The following is an 18,162-nucleotide window of genomic DNA, read 5'->3' as shown; positions in this document are numbered from 1 at the left end:
GATAGCAGGACTGCACGCGAACCAAGTTCCAATTTCCCTGCATGACACCTCAATCGCTGACCGGGACAATGAAGGCATGTGCTTGCGCGCAGGCCCGATTGCTTGATCGTCTTGCGGCGGTGTGTCGAGTCGACACAGATCTTGCATGTTCCACGTAGCCGATTCTCCTGGTAGATGTGCGGGCACGCGAGATGGAGAGAGTTGGAGATCCGAGCGCGCTTCGTTGAGCCTGTCTTCGCGAGAAGAGGAAGTTGTCGCGGCTTGACTGCTTGCTGTGTCGAGTCGACACACACCCTTGCCCGCGTCAGATTGAACGGCCGACGTCAGCATCTTGTGTGTCGACTCGACACACCGGCTGGCTTTCCTGGCCGAGTATCTGATGCTCGAGCAGCGCGTCGGGTTTGAATCTCCGCTCGTGGAGCACGTTACCGTCGTTACTATGCTCCACGCGTCGCCGACGGCACGATAGAGCGCCTACGCCGAACTCCGTATGACCAGTGTGTCGACTCGACACACGCTCCTGCCTACGCGGGATTGAACGCTCGCCTCTCGACTTTGGCTACGCCGGATTGCACGCCCGCCACTCGACTCTGATGTGTCGACTCGACACACCGCTTTTTGCCCGCGTCAGGTACCCGACGTTTGAGTCGCGTGTCGGATTCGAATCTCCCCCCTCCTTACCCCTTGTCCTCGTTGCCGAGTTCCACCGGTTCGCCAATTGTGCTGCAGAGCGTTTGCCTGAAACGCCTCATGATCAATGTGTCGACTCGACACACGTCTCGGCTCACGCCACACTCAACGGCCACCCACCGAGCCTGGTGTGTCGAGTCGACACACCAGATACCTTCCCCCGGCGAAGCATTCGACACTCAAGTAACGCAAGGGGATTCGAACCACAAAGGGGCAAGCTATCGTTTGTCCTCACTCCGCGACACGCATCATCCGCTACAGGATTGAAGCTCGCGCTTTAACTGTTGCCTGGCAGTTGTGTCGAGTCGACACAACCAGTCCCGCGAGAACCCAACCGCACAGCGTGCCCGTACGCAACTTCCGACCCAGCGCTGCGTGAACCGCTACGAAGCCTGTGTGTCGACTCGACACATCCACACCGTGCACCGTACCGCGAGCACACAGTGCCGAGAAAACCAGCCGCACCTCCGCCCGCTCACGCCGCCACCAAGCACTGCCGCGCCTGAGCCGCATCCCAATCTATGTGTCGACTCGACACACACTCCCGTGGACACCAGACTGGCTACGCAACTCCAGGGCGCGATGTGTCGACTCGACACAGCACTCAATCGCCCACCGCCCCACTCCACCAGCCCCTCAACCACCCCGCCCTCCAGTGTGTCGACTCGACACACGCGAAATCTCGTGACGAAAAAAAAGCCCGCATACGCGGGCTCTCGGCAACCATCTGACAACCTGAACTCATTCTCAGCCAGGCTTCACATTGAACAACTGACTGATGAGCTCACGAATCTGCGTCTCCTGCGCATCCGAAAGCACGCCGGTCTTCAGCTTCACGGTGAAGCTATTCGTATCCTTCGTGATGCTGCCCGCGTGGCTCTTGCCCGAGAAAATCTTCTCGATACTGCGCTCCGAAACGCTCTGCTCGCTGTCGCCGCGGTCCGACTGCGCGCCAATCGCCGCGGCCAGTTTCCCTTGATCCAGCGTCCCGGCCACGACTGCCGGCCAAAGCTCGCGCGCCGCCTTCAGTCCGTGTGCACCATGCTTCTTGATCGACGAAACGATCTCGTCCGCCGCCGATCCGCCGAGCAGCCGGGGATTCAGATCGAGGTCGCGACGGATAAAGTCGGGAAGCTTCTCGAACGCGAGAAAGCGATACAACCCCTTGCGCGACATGCCCAGCGCCTCCGCCATACGCGTGCGCGTCGGAAACTCCCGCTCCGCGCGGCGCAGCGACTGGCCGATTTCATAGTCGGTCAGATCCTCGCGCCCCACGTTCTCGACCAGCGCGAGCACGGCCATATCCTGATCCGAGCAATCGATCACCGATGCGCGAATCTCCTCCTCATGCAGGAGAACGTGCGCGCGCAGGCGCCGCTCGCCGGCGATCAACTGGTAGCCGTTGTCGGAACGCCGCACGACGACGGGCTCCACCAGCCCCACTTCACGAATCGATTCGGCCAGTGATGCCAGACCTTCGTCGCTGAAGATCTTGCGCGGCTGCCAGGGGTTGGGTTGAATCGCGCTTACCGGAAGCATGAGCTTGTCGCTCGTGTTTTCGAGTTCCTGGATACGCTGCTGGGCCACGGCCAGCGCGCCCAGCATCCCCGGGCCGGTCTTGAACGCGCTGCTGCGGCGCGATTCCGCTACTGCGGGCGCGGGCCGTTCAGTCCGCTCCGTCGTCTGGCGCTCGGAAGCCGAGCCGAGCTCGGCGGTCTTGGCCGCCATCTTGTCGCGAAATGAACTCATTTCCCGGCCCTCCATTGCTCAACATAAAGGTCATCGATCCAGCGCACGTAATCTGTCAGCGGCTGTCGGACGCGCGCCACCGTCTTGTCGGCAAGGTCGCCCTTGCTGATATCGAACACGGTGGCCATCGCCAGCGCGCCGTTGCTCATCGCGGAGCTTGCCGGCACTTCCACGGCGCTGACCCAATCCTTGTAGGTGCGTTGCACCCACGATCGAACGACTGGCGCCGATGACGTCTTGCCGTAGTCCACCTTCGACAGCAGCACCGAGACGAAGTCGTAGGTCTTTTCGTCGCCGCGCTCCATGATCGTATGGGCGAGATCGGAGAACAGACTCCAGAAGGAAACCGAGCTGATGAAGTCGAGGCTCTCCGGAACCAGCGGCATGACCATCGCGTCGGCGGCCATCAGGGCGTTGATCGTGAGGTACGACAGCGACGGCGCGGTATCGAGAATGATGTAGTCGTAGTGCTGGCGCAGCGACTGGATGCCCTGGCGCAGCAAGTCCCAGAACTTGAAGCCGGGATTCTTGATGACCGTGCCGGGAATATGAAATTCCGCCGAGAACAGCGTGGGGTGTGCCGGAATGACGTCGAGCCCGTCCCAATAGGTCGGCTGCACGAAATTCAGCAGACCGCCTTCCATTTGCGGATCGTAAATGAACGGCAGGACCGTGCTGTCCTCGGTCACTTCCTTTTCCGCGTAGAGACCGCAAAGCTCGGTGAGCGATGCCTGCGGGTCGAGGTCGATGAGCAGCACGCGCCGGCCGCGCAGCGTCAGACCTTGCGCGAGGCACATCGTCGTGGTGGTCTTGGTCGAGCCGCCCTTGAAGTTAGCGACGAGAATCACCTTGCCGTCGGCGTCGCGCACACCCGTATGGAGCGGCGTCTGATAAACATCCGAAACCTGCTGGACCCAGGTGCGCGCTTCAGGCAAGGTAAACACCCGGCTGCGCCCCGATCCCTGCGCCTCGCCTTGCGGCAAGCCCTCGCGCGTGGCGAGCAGATTGTTGAGCTTGATTCGGTCGATGCCGCACAGTTCGGCGACTTGCGCGGACGTGAAGGTGGGCGCCATCTTCCGCGGCTTGGGCGCCAGCATCATTTCCCGAAGTTCTTCTGACAGATGACCGGCTTCCTCTGCAAACTGCGTGACCGCTGAAAGGTCCACGCGCCGGTCAATCGATGGAAATTCGATAGTTTTTGCCATTAATACGCTTTTTATCGGAATTTGGACAAAGCGTAGAATACAGGAAAAGCGTATCGAAACACACTCATTGAGATCGATTTTTAAAAAAATCGACCTTTTTATTTGCGCTATGACGGCCTCGGAGCATTCGGTCCACCCTCAGGCCTTCATCCGCCCGCCAGGCCGCCTATGCGCCTATTAAGGCCATTTCCGTCGATCTGCTCATTTTTTAGGCAATTTGACCCCGGTATCTCCCGTCAGATCACACGCGTTGCCATTCATTCAGCCTTCACGACCTCGCGCGCGAATCCGGGCACGCGAGTGGAACCCGCGAAGGTCACGATTTTTGTGCACTTTCGCTAATCCACGAAATGATGTAATCGATATCAGATTCGACGGTAACGGAATTTGTGCACCCACGCGCGCTTCCACGACTCGACGGCCAATAATCGGCACAAAAACCGTTACCTGATCCTGCCCGTCGAGGGAGGTGAGCTGCCAAACCGCGGAATTGCACAAAAACCGTGACCATCGTCGAGCTCTGCCAGACCCGCCGCCACTGGCGCGGCGCCGCAAAACTGTGAAAGTTGTGCCCTTGGGCAGGTTCAGCACGCAAAACAGTCAAAACCGCGCACAAAAACCGTTACCGTTCGCTGCTTCGGGGCCTCTCAGCACGTCCGGGCGCATCCTCGATCGCTCCCGCACATAAAACGTTACCCCAGGGAAAACCCGGCCACGCTGCACAAAAACCTCTACCTCCAACCCGAAGCCATAAGCACGCACAAAAACCGTTACCGACAGCGCGTCGGGCGCGAGAAATTCGCCCTCCCGAGCCTTGATGCGATGCTCCACACACAAACCGTTACCGTAGCGGCGTCCCTTCGCACATAAAACGTTGCCCTTGGCGACGGATGCGTGCCTGCCGAAGCGCCCGACGGCAACGCGGATCCCATGCTATTCGCACGTCAATCTCTCGTCTGCAGGGCTATCCATCCACTTCGTCGCAAGAAATTCACCTGCGTTCCCGTAGGCGATTGGCGTGAAATTTCGCGCGAAGCGTCTTTGTTGTACGCGGTTGGTTTGTTTACTTAAACATAAAAAACCCACAAACCCACTAACGTGCGCTTCCAAATCCTTTGTCTTCAAGGACTTGGACTCGAAAAGCACCGGTCTATGTGCAAGAGGCATCGGTTTATGTGCGAAGAGGTGCCGATTTTTGTGCTGGCAATGGAGAGGTCTATGTGCAATTCGGCACGTTTTTTGTGCGGACCCGTCAACGCGCGCCTTTCGAGGTAACGTTTATTGTGTTGACATGTGTTAGCGGAGTGATAGAGTCGCGGCCAATATCGACGGAGAGCACGCGAATGTCGGAGGACAGCGCACGCAGGACGACCACCCAGCAGATGTCGCTCGGGTTGTTTGAGGAGATGTCCGGCCAGCCCATCAGCGAGAGCACGAGAGAGATCGGCTTTCAGCGCAACAACGTTTTCGTTGCGATCAACGGCCTTGGCCTGTCGTCGCGGCGCTTTATCGACGCCGCCTACTTCATCGCCGCCCAGGAACCGCTGCCGCGCGAGATCTACGACGTCGACCTGAATTACTTCAAGTGGCTCATGCGCTACGAGAGCCGCAACGTGCGCCATCTGCAGAGCGTGATCAAGGAGGCGCAGCGGGTGCTCATCGAGGTGACGGACACGCCGCCCGACCGTGCGCCCAGCGAAGAGGACCAGTGGATTTCCGAGCAGCTGATGGGCAGCGTCAAGATCGGCAAGGGGCGCATCCAGTTTCGCATCCCGCCGCTGATGCTGCGTCACATCACCGGCCCGGACAAGCATCACTGGCTCAACCTGTGCATCACCGCCGCCTTCTCGCAGACTTTCGCGCGCGCGATCTACGACTACGTGCTGCCGTACGTGAACACCGGCTTCACGGAGTGGATCGAGCTCGACGTCATGCGCCGCTGGCCCGGCAAGCTCGGTTCGAGCGCATCGGAGTTCAAGCATTTCCGGCCGAAGTATCTCGACCCGGCCGTGCGTCAGATCAACGAGCTCTCGGACATCGACTTGAGCTACGAAACGCGTGCCGATTCCGAAACCTCGCGCAAGATCAACAAGATCCGCTTTCGGCTGAAGCGCAAGGATACGGTTGCCGCCATGCTCAGCCGGCAGCCCGACGCTCACGACCTGCTGCTCACGCTCAAGGAAGAGTTCGGCCTGAGCAACAAGCAGTTCGACGTCATTGCCGAGCATCGCATGAGCTGGACCGACGAACGGATCCAGCAGGCCATCGAGTACACGCGCTTTCGCCTTGACCAGGGCAAGGTCACCAGGAGCCCGGCCGGCTATCTCATGAAGGCGTTGAGCCACAACTGGCAGGTGTCGGAGGCCGAGCGCAAGATGGTCGCGATCCAGACCGAGCGGGCCGTCGCCGCGAGCGCCGAGGAAACGGCGAAGGCCGAGGCCGGCACGGCCGTGAAGCAGAGCATCGCCGCGCGCGACGAAGAGGCGCGCACGCGCCGCAACGACGAAGTCCTGCGCGGACGCGAGCACTTCCAATCCGCCGACGAGAAGACCCGCAAGGAGCTCGTGCGCCTGTACATTGCCTCGCAGGCCGGCAAGCTCATGCTGCGCCGCCTGAAGCTGGAAGCCGGCGCGTTGTCGGACGCCAATATCCTCAGCCACTCCGATCTGTCGTGGTATTTCGGGCAGTTCGTGTACGGCAAGCTCAAGCAAAGCGCCGCGTGACTTATGCCTGGACGTCTTTCGGACCCGTGCAGGCGGAAATGTTGACGCCGGATCAATGACTTAGGCGCTTCGTCCCAGGGAGTATCCACAAGCTTGTCCACGAAAACTGTGGATAACCCGCCCGGCTGATCCGGGCACGGTTTCCAATGCCGGGGCCGCAACCCTGCAGCCGCACAACTCAATCGGAATCCTGATCAAATCGCGCGCCCGGCGCGCGCGTCACACCGCGAGCACGAGCGCATCCGCGGCCAGTTTGCCCAGCATGGTGCCGCGGCAGAGTGGGGCGCCGCAGCGGCAGGCATAGTCGCGCTGCGCGTCGCTTTGCGCTTGCTCATCGATCTCGAGCGCGTAGTCGATGAAGAGCTCCTCGCCGGGCGCGATATCGCGGATCGCCTCGATGAACACGCGCGTACCGTCCTCGATCGCCTCGCAGTTCGCGGCACACGCATGATTGAGCCAGCGTGCGCCGTTGCCGCCGCGCCCGCCATCGATCACGCGCCCGTCGGAGAGGCCGAACAAAAACGTATGGCCCGAGTCGTTGCGCCGCGCATTCCAGCGCGCCGCCTCGCGCCACGTGGTCACCATCCCCTTGTACTCGAAGATGCGTTCCCCGGCGCGCAACGGAAGCAGCGCGAATACGCCTTTGCCATGCACCGGCGATTGCCGGACTGTCACACGTTTCATAGTCGTTGAAATGGCGCAGTGGGGGACGGGAAGACGCCGAGTATAAGCCTGAAAAATGTCGGCGAATACCGCGTCGTGAGCGCTCGACCCGACGCGCGTTGCCACCCGCTTGCGTCTTTGCGGCAAGCCGCTCGCGCGTGCTTCGTTGCAGCGCTATCCCAGCGTCCTTTTACAGGCGCCGTCGCGCGATTCCCTCGTCGCGCGCGTTGCGGTAGATTGACGTGGCGCTTGCGCGCGTCACTTCAATCGCGCTAGGGAGGGCCGGAACATGAGCACCTTTTTCACTGAAGCCGCTTCCGCCGAGGCGGTCAATGCACGCATGGGCGAGCAGAGCGATCCGCGTCTGCGGGAGGTCATGGCCGCGCTCGTGCGCCATTTGCATGCGTTCGCGAAAGAGGTGCAACTGACGCAGCGCGAATGGGAATTTGCCATCGACTTCCTCACGCGCACCGGTCAACTGTGCTCGCGCGAGCGCCAGGAGTTCATCCTGCTGAGCGATACGCTGGGCTTCTCGATGCTCGTCGACGCCATCAACAATCGCCGTCCGCAAAGCGCCACGGAAAACACCGTGTTCGGCCCGTTTCATGTGCAAGGCGCGCCGGAGCGCGCAATGGGCGACTGCATTTCGCTCGATGGCAAGGGCGAGAGTTGTCTGTTCGAAGGCAGCGTGAAGGATCTCGAGGGCAATCCGGTGGCGGGGGCGCGTATCGATGTCTGGTGCGACAACGCCGATGGCTACTACGACGTGCAGCAGCCCGCCGAACAACCGCGCTGGAACAATCGCGGCATCTTCACGACGGGCGCCGATGGCCGCTACCGCTTTGCCGGCGTCAAGCCGGTCTCGTATCCGATTCCTCACGACGGGCCGGTCGGCCAGATGCTCGAGCAACTCGGCCGGCATCCCTGGCGCCCGGCGCATATGCACTTTCTCATCACCGCGCCGGGTTTTCAGAAGGTGGTCACGCATACGTTCGTCGGCGACGATGCGTGGCTCGGCTCGGACGCGGTGTTCGGCGTGAAGGAGCGCCTCATTGCGCGCTATGAGCGCGTAGAAGGGGGCGAGACCCAATGGCGCTCGCAGTTCGATTTCGTGCTGACGCCGCAATGATGGCGTGACGGCACGTGCCCAAGGAGAACCCGATGCATCGAAGCGATACTCGCAACCCCGCGCAAGAGGGCAAGCACTCAGGCGAGCAAGACGACGCTTGCGCGTTGCCACCCGCACTCGTGAGCGCGCTGGACGGCGAGCACCTCGAGGCGCATGCCGACGAGGCCATGCGTCTCTCGACCGTGAGCGCCGATGGCTGGCCGCATGGCGCGCAATTGAGCGTGGGCGAAGTCCTGGCGGTCGACGCGCAGAACCTGCTCGTCGCGATGTGGCCTCGCTCGCACACCGCGCAGAACATGCTGCGCGACGCGCGCCTCACGCTGACGCTGGTTCACGATGGCGCGGTGCTGGAGATACGCGCGCGCGCGAGCCTGGTCGCCGAGCATCAGACGGCGCTCGACCTCAGTGTGTTCCGCCTGCGTATCGAGCGCGTGGACGTGCATCGAGCGAAGTATGCGGAGGTGCTGAGCGGCGTGACGTTCCGCTTGCACGAGCGCGAGAAGGTGCTCGCGCGCTGGCGCGAGCAGATTGCGATGTTGCGCACGCATCTTTAGTGCGTCGATTGGAGCGCGAATCGTCCTCTGCTTTAGCAAGCAGGGTTTATTGCCCTGATTACACGCCTCGCTTGCAACAGATTGTTGTGATCTTCGATACCCGGATTTTCCTCTTTCCGGAAATAAAGCATTGCGCTGGTGCAACGGCTACGAATCTGTCGCTGAATTTATAATCCGCCGAAATTCGATTCGGCGTTCGCCTGTTCAAAGGCAAACGCTGTGCTGCAATCTCCATCCATTCTCTTCGCCGTTTCCGTTCGCAGATAGGGTCGGCGCAGGCGTGCTATTTGGCGCGCACCAGATCGATGCGGCGGGCACGCGCTTCCGGCCTTCAGGCACTCAACGCGATAAAACAGGCAATAAATAAAACCGAATAACGCAACAATGCAAATTTGTGATTTTTTGTAAATATTAATAATAATCCCGCAAATACTTTCAAACAGCCTCTTATTTAACAAAATCGCAACGGTGTTTATTCGTATCGAATACCACCCAACGATTCAATCGCCTCTATGATTAGTCGCGACGTATTACCGCAGCTCAGTCATGAGGACAGTATGGACCTGGAAAGAATCCGCCGCGAAGCGTTCGCGATGCCCGTTCACAATCCCGCGTATCCGCGGCCGCCGTTTCGCTTCGTCAAGCGCGAATATTTCATCATCTCCTATGAGACCGACCCGGACGCGCTGCGCGCCATCGTGCCGGAGCCGCTGAAGCCGGAGAACAATCTGGTCCACTACGAGTTCATCCGCATGCCGGACTCGTCGGGCTTTGGCGACTACACGGAGAGCGGCCAGGTGGTGACGGTGCGCGACCCGCAAGGCCGGCTCGCGAACTACACGCATGCCATGTATCTCGACGACGAAGGCCCCATTGCGGGTGGCCGCGAGATCTGGGGCTTTCCGAAGAAGCTCGCGCGCCCGGTGCTTGCCGTGGACGGCAACGACACGCTGCTCGGCACGCTCGACTACGGCACGCAGCGCGTGGCCACGGGCACGATGGGCTACAAGCACCTCGTGCTCAATAGCGAAGACGAGCGCCGCAAGCTCGCCGACACGCCCAACTATCTGCTCAAGGTGCTGCCGCACGTGGACGGCACGGCGCGCGTTTGCGAGCTGGTGCGCTTCTACTTGCGCGACGTGACGGTGCATGGCGCGTGGAGCGGCCCGGCCGCGCTCGAGCTGCATCCGCATGCACTCGCGCCCGTGGCGGATCTGCCGGTGCGCCGGGTGGTGGGCGCGCGTCATGTGATCGCCGACCTCACGCTCGATATCGGCGAAGTCGCCTACGACTATCTCGCCGAAACCCCGGCTCGCCAGAGCGAAACCGAAGCAGAGCTCGTCTGATTTTTGATTTAGCAACTAAGGATTACTTATGTCTTTGAAGAACAAGGTGGCTGTGATTACTGGCGCAGCGAGCGGGATTGGCGAGCATTGCGCTCGGTCGTTTGCGAGCCAGGGCGCGGCGGTCGTGATTGCCGACCTGAACCTCGCGAATGCCGGCAAGGTGGCCGACAGCATCGTGGCGGCGGGCGGCAAGGCGCTGGCCGTGGCCATGGACGTCACCAACGAGGAAGCCGTGAACGCGGGCATCGAGGAAGCCGCGAAGGTGTTTGGCGGCATCGACGTGCTGGTGTCGAACGCGGGCATCCAGATCATCAGCCCCGTCGACGAGTTCGCGTTCTCCGACTGGAGGAAGATGCTCGCGATCCATCTGGACGGCGCGTTTCTGACCACCAAGGCCGTGCTCAAGCATATGTACGGCAGTGGCAAGGGCGGCTCGATCGTCTATATGGGCTCGGTGCACTCGCACGAGGCCTCGAAGCTCAAGGCCGCCTATGTGACCGCGAAGCACGGCCTGCTGGGCCTCGCGCGCGTGGTGGCGAAGGAGGGCGGGCCGCGCGGCGTGCGCGCGAACGTCGTGTGCCCGGGCTTCGTGCGCACGCCGCTCGTCGACAAGCAGATTCCCGAGCAGGCGAAGGCGCTGGGCATCTCGGAAGCGGACGTCGTGAAGAACGTGATGCTCAAGGACACGGTCGACGGTGAGTTCACGTCGCTCGACGACGTCGCCAACACCGTCGCCTTCCTGGCGGGCTTCGAGTCCAACGCCTTGACGGGCCAGTCCGTGCTGGTCACGCACGGCTGGTCGATGCACTAAGCCACTGAGGGAGCACGTATGCGCAGCAGCAATACAACCGCCCGCCATGCGCACAAGCCGTTCGAGCTGCCGCGCTACGACGAAATCGCGCTGGTCCTGCAGGGCGGCGGCGCGCTCGGGTCTTACCAGTCCGGCGTGTTCGAGGGACTCGCGCAGGCCGGCGTCGAGCCGCACCGGATCGCGGGCGTGTCGATTGGCGCGCTCAATACGGCGATCATCGCGGGCAACGCGCCGGAGCATCGCGTAGCGGCGCTGCGCGGTTTCTGGGAGTCGATCTGCCATCCGCTCGACTGGTTCGGCAATCTCGGTTCGCTTGCCTTGCCGCTTATCGGCCAGCACGACTTCGCGCGCCGCTGGGCCAGCATGTGGGCCGCGGGCCGCGCGCTCACCGAGGGGCAGCCCGGCTTTTTCGCGCCGCGCATGCCGCTGCCGGTGGCGGGCTGGCACAAGACGCCGCCCAGCGCGGTGAGCTACTACGACACGGCCGCCTTGAAAGCGACGTTGCAGCGTTTCGCCGATTTCGAGCGCATCAACGACGGCCCGATCCGCGTCTCGGTGGGCGCCGTGAACGTGAGCAGCGGCAATCTCGTCTACTTCGACAACACGAAGATGCGTCTCGAGCCCGAGCACTTCATGGCGTCGGGCGCGTTGCCGCCGGGCTTTCCGGCGGTGGAGATCGACGGCGAGTACTACTGGGACGGCGGCCTCGTTTCGAACACGCCGCTCACGGAAGTGCTGCGCGATGCGGATCACAAGGACACGCTGGTGTTCCAGGTCGATCTATGGAGCGCCAGCGGCAACGCGCCCGCCGACTTCCTCGACGTGGCCGAGCGCGCCAAGGACATTCAGTATTCGAGCCGCACGCGCGCCATCACCAACATGCTGGCCGACCGGCAAAAGCATGCGCGCTTCATCAAGGAGCTGCTCGAGCACGTGCCGGCCGAGGCGCGCCGCAGCGATCCGCTCTTCAAGCTGGCCGAGCGCGTGGCCGACGGCTCTGCGATCAACGTGGTGCATCTGATCTACAAGAACAAGCCGTATGAAGGCCACTACAAGGACTATGAGTTCAGCGTCGACACGATGGAGGAGCACTGGGCGAGCGGGCTCGAAGACATCCGCGCGTCGTTTGCGCATCCGGAGTGGTTCGCGGTGCCGAGCCGGGAGCAGGGATTCGTCACGCACGATATCCACCGGCCCGTGAACGTATTGCCGGAGTCGGACCGCAGTGTCGTGCCCACGAGCGAAGAGGCGCAGGCCGCGTAAGGGCCCGCGTATTCGAACGGCAGTGAGGGCGTTGCGCTCGCGCAGGCCTTTGCGACGCGCGCGACGGCATTAGCGCTTCTGGCGCGGCGATGCCGGCACGAAGCGTGGCGCGCGCTTCTCCAGATTCGCCGCGACGGCTTCGCGCTGGTTCGCGCCGCCGATCAGCGCGTCCTGCTCCACGGCTTCGGCGATCAACGTGGCCGCCGCGTCGCCGCGCGCGGCGACCTGGAGCAGACGCTTCGCGGCGCGAATCGCGTCGGGGCTCTTCTGCGCGATTTCACGCGCGGTGGCGAGCGCGAGTGCGAGCGGATCGTCGGCCACGCGCGTCGCGAGGCCGCGCTCGACGGCTTCCGCGGCCGATACGATGCGCGCGGTGTAGATCAATTCGCGCAAGCGGTCATCGCGCACGAGGTCGCGCGTGAGCACCATGCCGCCCATGTCGGGCACGAGACCCCATTTCATTTCCATCACCGAAAGGCGAGCATCGGGCGCCGCGTAGCGCAGGTCGGCGCCCAGCGCGAGCTGCAGCCCGGCGCCGAAGGCCACGCCGTGCAGCGCCGCGATCACGGGCACCGGCAGCTCGCGCCATAGCGTGCAGATGAACTGGAAATCGTTGCTGATGCCATGCGTGCGCTGCGCCAGCGGCTTCTCGCGGGCCGTTTGCGCGAGGGCGCCCATGCTCTCCAGATCGAGGCCCGCGCAGAACGCCTTGCCGTTGCCCGACAGCACGACCGCGCGCAGATCGGCCTCGTTGGCGAGCCGTTCGCCCGCCGCGATCAGCGCGTCGAACATGGCGGGGCTCAGCGCGTTCATCTTGTCCGCGCGGTTCAGGCGCACGTCGGCGACGCCGTCCGCGATGGCGATTTCCACCAGTGCGCCACTTTCGGCAATTCCTGTATTCACGTCTGCTCCTGATTCAATCTGGTTTAACTGGGCGTGTCACCACGTATCGACGAAACGCCGCCGCGCGCGCGCGCCTTCTTGCGGCGCGTGGCCATGGCTCGCATTGAGCCCGCGTATGAGCCAGCGGCGCGTTTCAGCCGGGTCGATCACGCCGTCGATTTCGAGGAAGCTTGCCATGTTGATGGCCTTGCCGTTGCGATACGCGTCCGCGACCATGCGCTCGAACAGCGCCTCGCGCTCAGCCGGGTCCTCGATGGCGGCCAGTTCCTTCGCATAGCCAAGGCGCACCGCGCCTTCGAGGCCCATCGCGCCGAACTCGCCGCTCGGCCAGGCGATCGTGAAGAGCGGCGCGTGAAAACTGCCTGCCGCCATCGCCTGCGCGCCGAGGCCATAGCCCTTGCGCAGCACGACCGTGAAGAACGGCACGCGCAGGCTCGCGCCCGCGACGAACATGCGCGAAACGTGGCGCACCGTGGCCTGCTTTTCCGAGTCGGGGCCCACCATGAAGCCCGGGGTGTCGCACAGCGAAACGAGCGGAATGCCGAACGTATCGCATAGCTGCATGAAGCGCGCGGCCTTGTCGCCGGCCTGGGCGTCGATCGCGCCGCCCAGGTGCATCGGGTTATTGGCAAGCAAGCCGAACGGTTTTCCCTCGATGCGCACGAACGCGGTGATGAGGCCGGGCGCGAACGCGCGGCGCAGTTCGAGCACCGAGCCGCTGTCGGCCAGCGCCTCGATTACGCGGCGAATGTCGTACACGCGCAGGCGATTCTCAGGGATCGCTTCGCGCAGGAGGCGCTGGTCGGCGCAGGTCCAGTTCTCGAGCGGCCCCTGAAAATACGCGAGATATTGCTTCGCCACGCGCACGGCGTGCGCTTCGTCGTCCACGAGCACGTCGATCACGCCATTGGGCGCCTGCACGCTCGCCGGGCCCACTTCCTCGGGCGTGAACTTGCCGAGGCCGCCGCCTTCGATCATCGCCGGTCCCGCCATACCGATGCTCGCGTTGCGCGTGGCGATGATGACGTCGCAGCAGCCGAGCAGCGCCGCGTTGCCCGCGAAGCAGCGGCCCGAGACCACGCCCACCAGCGGCACCTGGCCCGAGAGCCGCGCCATGCTCGCGAAGGTGCGGCAGTCGAGGCCGGCCACGCCCACGTGGTCGGTGTCGCCGGGGCGGCCGCCGCCGCCTTCCGCGAACAGCACGAGCGGCAGGCGCCACTGCTCGGCGAGCTGCAGCATGCGGTCGGTCTTCTTGTGGCTCATCATGCCCTGCGTGCCCGCGAACACGGTGTAGTCGTAGGCGATGGCCATGCAGCGCGCGGCCTGCGCGCCAAAGTGCGCCGCGTTCACGGTGCCGAGGCCCGCGATCAGGCCGTCGGCGGGGCTCTGTGCGATGAGATCGTCGAGCGGGCGCCGCCCGCGTTGCGCCGCGAGCGCGAGCGCACCGTATTCGACGAAGCTCTCTGCATCGAGCAGATCGTCGAGGTTCTCGCGCGCCGTGCGCTGGCCCGTCTTGCGGCGCCGCTCCACCGCGTGCGGGCGGCGCTCGTCGCGGGTGATTGCGTGGCGCTCCAGGACTTCAGCGAGATCGGCGCGAATATGCGCGAGATCGCGGCTCGCTTCCGTCTCGATCTGCGCCGCCGCGACTTCGGCGGGCTCGATGAAGACGAGCGGTGCGCCTTCGTAGACGGTGCCGCCCGGCTCGCTGGCGAGCGCGCGCACGATGCCGCTTTGCGCGGCCTGCACCACGAACTCCATCTTCATGGCTTCGAGCACGGCGATCGGCTGGCCGATGGCGAGCGCGTCGCCCAACTGCACGTCGAGGCTCACGAGCACGCCCTGGCTGGGTGCCGTGAGCGGCACGCAGCCAGGCGGGGCGTCATGGTGCGGCGTGCCTGCCGTGTGCGCCGGAGTGGGCGGTGCGGCATCCGCGGTGAAGAACAGTTGTCGATGCGCGTCGTTCCGCGACTCGAGCAGCTCGCCGATATGACGCTCGATGAAGCGCGTATCGACTTCGTAGCCCGGCAGCTCGGGGCGCTGCAACAGGTTCAGCAGAAAGCCGATATTGCTCGCCACGCCTTCGAGACGGAACTCGCACAGCCCGCGTGAAGCCCGCCGCAGCGCGCCGGCGAAGTCGTCCGCGTGCGCGATGAGCTTGGCGATCAGCGAGTCGTAGCTCGGGCTCGTGGCGTAACCTGCGTAGCCATAGCCGTCCACGCGCAGGCCCGCGCCGCTCGGGGGCTCCCAGGCGCTCAGAATGCCGCCCGCCGCGCGCGCGCTGCCGTCGGCCTGCATCGTCTCCAGATTGACGCGTGCCTGTACGGCGTATCCGCGCGGGTGCGGCGGCTCCTGAAGCCTGAGCCCGGCGAGCGTCGCGCCTTGCGCGAGAGCCAGTTGCGTGCGCACCAGATCGACGCCCGTGACCGCCTCGGTCACGCAGTGCTCGACCTGCACGCGCGGGTTCGCCTCCATGAACACGAAGTCGCCGCGCACGGTATCGACCAGAAACTCGAACGTGCCGATGCCGCGATAGTTCACGGCGCGCGCGAGCGTGAGCGCGGCCTCGATGATCGCGCGGCGCAGCGCGGTGGCGAGGCCCGGCGCGGGCGCGATTTCGATCACCTTCTGGTGGCGCCGCTGCAGGCTGCAATCGCGCTCCCAGAGATGGGCGACCTGCGCGCCGTCGCCGAGTATCTGCACCTCCACGTGGCGCGCGTGCTCGATCAGACGCTCCACATACAGCGCCCCATTGCCGAATGCGGCGCGCGCCTCGGACTCGCAGCGCGCGAAGGCTGCTTCGAGACTGGCCGCGTCGCGTACCGCGCGCATGCCGCGTCCGCCGCCGCCCGCGAGTGCCTTGACCATGATGGCGCCGTGATCGGCCAGAAACGCGCGCGCTTCGTCAAGCGTGGTCGCGTGGTTCGTGCCCGCCGCGAGTGGCACGCCGCAGCGCGCGGCCAGCTCGCGCGCGCGGGCCTTGTCGCCGAAGATGCGCAGGACGTCGGGCGCAGGGCCGACGAAGCGCAGGCCCGCGTCTTCGCAACGCTGGGCGAAGTCGGCGCGCTCGCTCAGGAAGCCGTAGCCGGGATGCACCGCGTCGCAGCCGTGCGCGCGGGCCGCGGCGATCAACGCGTCCATGTCGAGGTAGGCCGCCACGCCGCGTCCGGTGAGCGGCACGGCAAGGTCGGCGCGGCGCACGTGCAGCGCGTGGGCATCGTCTTCGGCGTAGACGGCCACGCTGCGCATGCCCGCCTCGGCGGCGGCGCGGGCGATGCGGATGGCGATCTCGCCACGGTTGGCGATCAGGAGCGTCCCGATCGGATTCACGGTGGATGTCGTCACAGCAGCTTGTCCAGTTCCTGTTTTCTGACCTTGCCGGTCGCGGTCATCGGCAATGCGTCGATCACGCGGATTTCCGGCACCTTGTAGACCGCCATCGACTCGCGGCACCAGTCGGCGAGCTCGTCCGCTTGCGTGCCGCTGCCTGGCTTGAGCACGACGAAGGCCACCGGCTGCTGGCCGCGCGCCGCATCGGGCCGCCCGACCACGGCGCTGCCGAGAATCGCGGGATGCTGGCCGAGCAGCGCCTCGAGCTCGCTCGGAAAGACGCTCATGCCGTTCACCTTGAGCATCTCCTTGCGCCGGCCCAGATAGCGGATGAAGCCTTCTTCGGTGATCACGGCGAGGTCGCCCGTATGGAGCCAGCCGTCACGCAGCGCCTCGGCGCTCGCCTGCGCGCGCTGCCAGTAGCCCTTGAAAAGCGAAGGCGAGCGCACGCACAGCTCGCCCTCCGTGCCGGGCGGCAGCAGCGCGCCGCTCGCGAAGTCGCAGATCTTGAGCTCGGTGCCCGGCACCGGCAGGCCCACGAAGGTGGGCTGCGCGCGCAGATCGCGGTCGTCGTCCTGCAGGCCGAGCGTGAAGGTGTCGCACGTGTGCGTCTCGGTCATGCCGTAGCTGAATTCATAGAGCGTGCAGCCCGTGAGCGCGCGCCAGCGGAGCCGGTATTCGCGCGTGAGCTTCTTGATGAACGAGATCGCGCCCACCTGGCGCAGCGACGTGTAGTCGAAGTCGCGCACGCGCGCATGGTCCAGCACCTCGGCGATGCTGTCGACGAGCATGCCGCAATGGCTCACGCGGTAGTGCTGCACCGCGCTCATCCACGCTAGCGGGTCCCAGCGCGCGAGCAGCACGAGCGCGGCGCCCGCGAACACGGGAAAGAGCAGCCCGGCGTTCTCGCCGGCGATCCAGAATTCGGGCAGGAAGTTGAGGAACACCGCGTCCTCGCCCGCTTGCAGCGCCACCGGCATGAAGCTCGCGCAGGTGTAAAGCATGTCGCCGTGGGTGTGGATGCAGCCCTTGGGCAAGCCGGTCGTGCCGCCCGTGTAGTTGAGCGCGGCGATGTCGCCCAGTTGCGGCTCATGCGCGGGCGCGGCGCCGCGCGTGGCAACGAGCGCGGGCAGAAAGTCGATGGCGTTTGCGCTCGCCACTTTCGGTGCGAGCACGACATCGGGGAGCGGCACGGGCAGGGGGGCGGCATCCGGCGACGGGTCGCCACGTATCTCGCCACGGTTGTGATCACGTTTGTCACCATAGTTGTGACCACGTTTGTCGCCGCACATCTCGCCCACGCTCGTGGCGATCACCTCGCGCAACGCGCATTCGCTGCGGACCTGCTCGACGATGGGCAACAGTAGATCGGCGCAGATCACGACTTGCGCGCCGCTGTCCTTGAGCTGATAGCCAAGCTCCAGCGCCTTCGAGAGCGGACTCACGGGCGCATGCACGGCGCCGAGCTTGAGAATCCCATAGAACGCCACGTGCATTTGCGGGCAGTTCGGCATGAAGACGGCCACGCGGTCGCCGGGCTTGACGCCGAGCGCCGCGAGCAGCGCGGCGCAGCGCTCGCTCAAGGCGTCGAGCTCGCCGTAGCTCAGCGTGCGGCCGTAGAAGTGCAGGGCGGGGCGCTCGGGCGCGCGGCGCGCCCATTCGCGCAGATACGCCGTCAAGGGCCGCTGCCCGAGCGGATACTGCGGCTCGCGCGGCGCGTGCGCGGGCCACGCCTGCGCCCAGAGGCGCTGCAGGTTGTCCAGATACTCGCGTTCGCTCATCGGATGTCTCGCGGTTTC

At 64.4% G+C, this 18,162-nt stretch carries 12 protein-coding genes; 6 read left to right on the top strand and 6 right to left on the bottom strand.

Annotated features, from left to right (window positions below):
- Window positions 1-1,437: 1,437 nt before the first annotated feature.
- Both EYW47_RS15475 and EYW47_RS15470 read right to left on the bottom strand, forming a co-directional pair.
- A complete protein-coding gene (locus tag EYW47_RS15475; RefSeq protein WP_133195691.1) occupies window positions 1,438-2,439 on the bottom strand; it encodes a ParB/RepB/Spo0J family partition protein in 1,002 nt (333 codons plus the stop codon).
- Window positions 2,436-3,644: an AAA family ATPase gene (locus EYW47_RS15470; protein WP_133195690.1), complete on the bottom strand. Its 1,209-nt coding sequence runs from the start codon at window positions 3,642-3,644 to the stop codon at window positions 2,436-2,438. The genes EYW47_RS15475 and EYW47_RS15470 overlap by 4 nt, the downstream gene beginning before the upstream one ends.
- 1,343 nt (window positions 3,645-4,987) lie before the next feature.
- Between EYW47_RS15470 and EYW47_RS15465 the strand changes: the two genes are divergently transcribed.
- Window positions 4,988-6,367, top strand: coding sequence for a replication initiation protein (locus EYW47_RS15465; protein ID WP_133195689.1), 1,380 nt, complete (start codon window positions 4,988-4,990; stop codon window positions 6,365-6,367).
- A 219-nt stretch (window positions 6,368-6,586) separates the two neighbouring features.
- On the opposite strand, the gene EYW47_RS15460 is transcribed toward EYW47_RS15465, so the two are convergent.
- On the bottom strand, window positions 6,587-7,051 hold the full coding sequence (locus EYW47_RS15460) for an SET domain-containing protein (protein ID WP_133195688.1): 465 nt from the start codon (window positions 7,049-7,051) through the stop codon (window positions 6,587-6,589).
- A gap of 268 nt (window positions 7,052-7,319) precedes the next feature.
- Here EYW47_RS15460 and EYW47_RS15455 point away from each other — a divergent pair, with 268 nt between their 5' ends.
- The 5 genes from EYW47_RS15455 to EYW47_RS15435 all read left to right on the top strand — a co-directional run bounded on the left by EYW47_RS15455 (window position 7,320) and on the right by EYW47_RS15435 (window position 12,133).
- Window positions 7,320-8,159 carry an intradiol ring-cleavage dioxygenase gene (locus tag EYW47_RS15455; protein WP_133195687.1) on the top strand — a complete coding sequence of 280 codons (840 nt, stop codon included), beginning with the start codon at window positions 7,320-7,322 and terminating at the stop codon, window positions 8,157-8,159.
- 32 nt (window positions 8,160-8,191) lie between these two features.
- Window positions 8,192-8,713 (top strand): pyridoxamine 5'-phosphate oxidase family protein, encoded by a 522-nt coding sequence (locus tag EYW47_RS15450; protein WP_133195686.1) that lies wholly within the window; start codon window positions 8,192-8,194, stop codon window positions 8,711-8,713.
- A 557-nt stretch (window positions 8,714-9,270) separates the two neighbouring features.
- Entirely contained in the window at window positions 9,271-10,059 is a 789-nt protein-coding gene (locus EYW47_RS15445; RefSeq protein WP_133195685.1) for an acetoacetate decarboxylase, read from the top strand.
- A 28-nt stretch (window positions 10,060-10,087) separates the two neighbouring features.
- Complete coding sequence (locus tag EYW47_RS15440; protein ID WP_133195684.1) at window positions 10,088-10,870, top strand: 3-hydroxybutyrate dehydrogenase; 783 nt, start codon at window positions 10,088-10,090, stop codon at window positions 10,868-10,870.
- 18 nt (window positions 10,871-10,888) lie between these two features.
- A complete protein-coding gene (locus tag EYW47_RS15435) occupies window positions 10,889-12,133 on the top strand; it encodes a DUF3734 domain-containing protein (protein ID WP_133195683.1) in 1,245 nt (414 codons plus the stop codon).
- Between the two features lie 69 nt (window positions 12,134-12,202).
- Here EYW47_RS15435 and EYW47_RS15430 read toward each other — a convergent pair whose 3' ends face one another.
- The 3 genes from EYW47_RS15430 to EYW47_RS15420 are packed head-to-tail and all read right to left on the bottom strand — an operon-like array spanning window position 12,203 to window position 18,144.
- Window positions 12,203-13,036 carry a crotonase/enoyl-CoA hydratase family protein gene (locus tag EYW47_RS15430; RefSeq protein ID WP_240763710.1) on the bottom strand — a complete coding sequence of 278 codons (834 nt, stop codon included), beginning with the start codon at window positions 13,034-13,036 and terminating at the stop codon, window positions 12,203-12,205.
- A 36-nt stretch (window positions 13,037-13,072) separates the two neighbouring features.
- Window positions 13,073-16,378: an acetyl-CoA carboxylase family protein gene (locus EYW47_RS15425; protein WP_240763709.1), complete on the bottom strand. Its 3,306-nt coding sequence runs from the start codon at window positions 16,376-16,378 to the stop codon at window positions 13,073-13,075.
- Window positions 16,375-18,144 (bottom strand): AMP-binding protein, encoded by a 1,770-nt coding sequence (locus tag EYW47_RS15420; protein ID WP_133195682.1) that lies wholly within the window; start codon window positions 18,142-18,144, stop codon window positions 16,375-16,377. The genes EYW47_RS15425 and EYW47_RS15420 overlap by 4 nt, the downstream gene beginning before the upstream one ends.
- Window positions 18,145-18,162: the final 18 nt, after the last annotated feature.

This window comes from Paraburkholderia silviterrae, from assembly GCF_004353915.1.
Classification (GTDB): domain Bacteria; phylum Pseudomonadota; class Gammaproteobacteria; order Burkholderiales; family Burkholderiaceae; genus Paraburkholderia; species Paraburkholderia silviterrae.
Note: the sequence above shows the minus strand (reverse complement) of the source record. Positions and strands in the feature narration are given on the sequence as shown.

Excerpts from the sequence above, each read along its gene's own strand:
- EYW47_RS15475 (WP_133195691.1), bottom strand. The coding sequence starts at position 2,439 with ATGAGTTCATTTCGCGACAAGATGGCGGCCAAGACCGCCGAGCTCGGC.
- EYW47_RS15470 (WP_133195690.1), bottom strand. The coding sequence starts at position 3,644 with ATGGCAAAAACTATCGAATTTCCATCGATTGACCGGCGCGTGGACCTT.
- EYW47_RS15465 (WP_133195689.1), top strand. The coding sequence starts at position 4,988 with ATGTCGGAGGACAGCGCACGCAGGACGACCACCCAGCAGATGTCGCTC.
- EYW47_RS15460 (WP_133195688.1), bottom strand. The coding sequence starts at position 7,051 with ATGAAACGTGTGACAGTCCGGCAATCGCCGGTGCATGGCAAAGGCGTA.
- EYW47_RS15455 (WP_133195687.1), top strand. The coding sequence starts at position 7,320 with ATGAGCACCTTTTTCACTGAAGCCGCTTCCGCCGAGGCGGTCAATGCA.
- EYW47_RS15450 (WP_133195686.1), top strand. The coding sequence starts at position 8,192 with ATGCATCGAAGCGATACTCGCAACCCCGCGCAAGAGGGCAAGCACTCA.
- EYW47_RS15445 (WP_133195685.1), top strand. The coding sequence starts at position 9,271 with ATGGACCTGGAAAGAATCCGCCGCGAAGCGTTCGCGATGCCCGTTCAC.
- EYW47_RS15440 (WP_133195684.1), top strand. The coding sequence starts at position 10,088 with ATGTCTTTGAAGAACAAGGTGGCTGTGATTACTGGCGCAGCGAGCGGG.
- EYW47_RS15435 (WP_133195683.1), top strand. The coding sequence starts at position 10,889 with ATGCGCAGCAGCAATACAACCGCCCGCCATGCGCACAAGCCGTTCGAG.
- EYW47_RS15420 (WP_133195682.1), bottom strand. The coding sequence starts at position 18,144 with ATGAGCGAACGCGAGTATCTGGACAACCTGCAGCGCCTCTGGGCGCAG.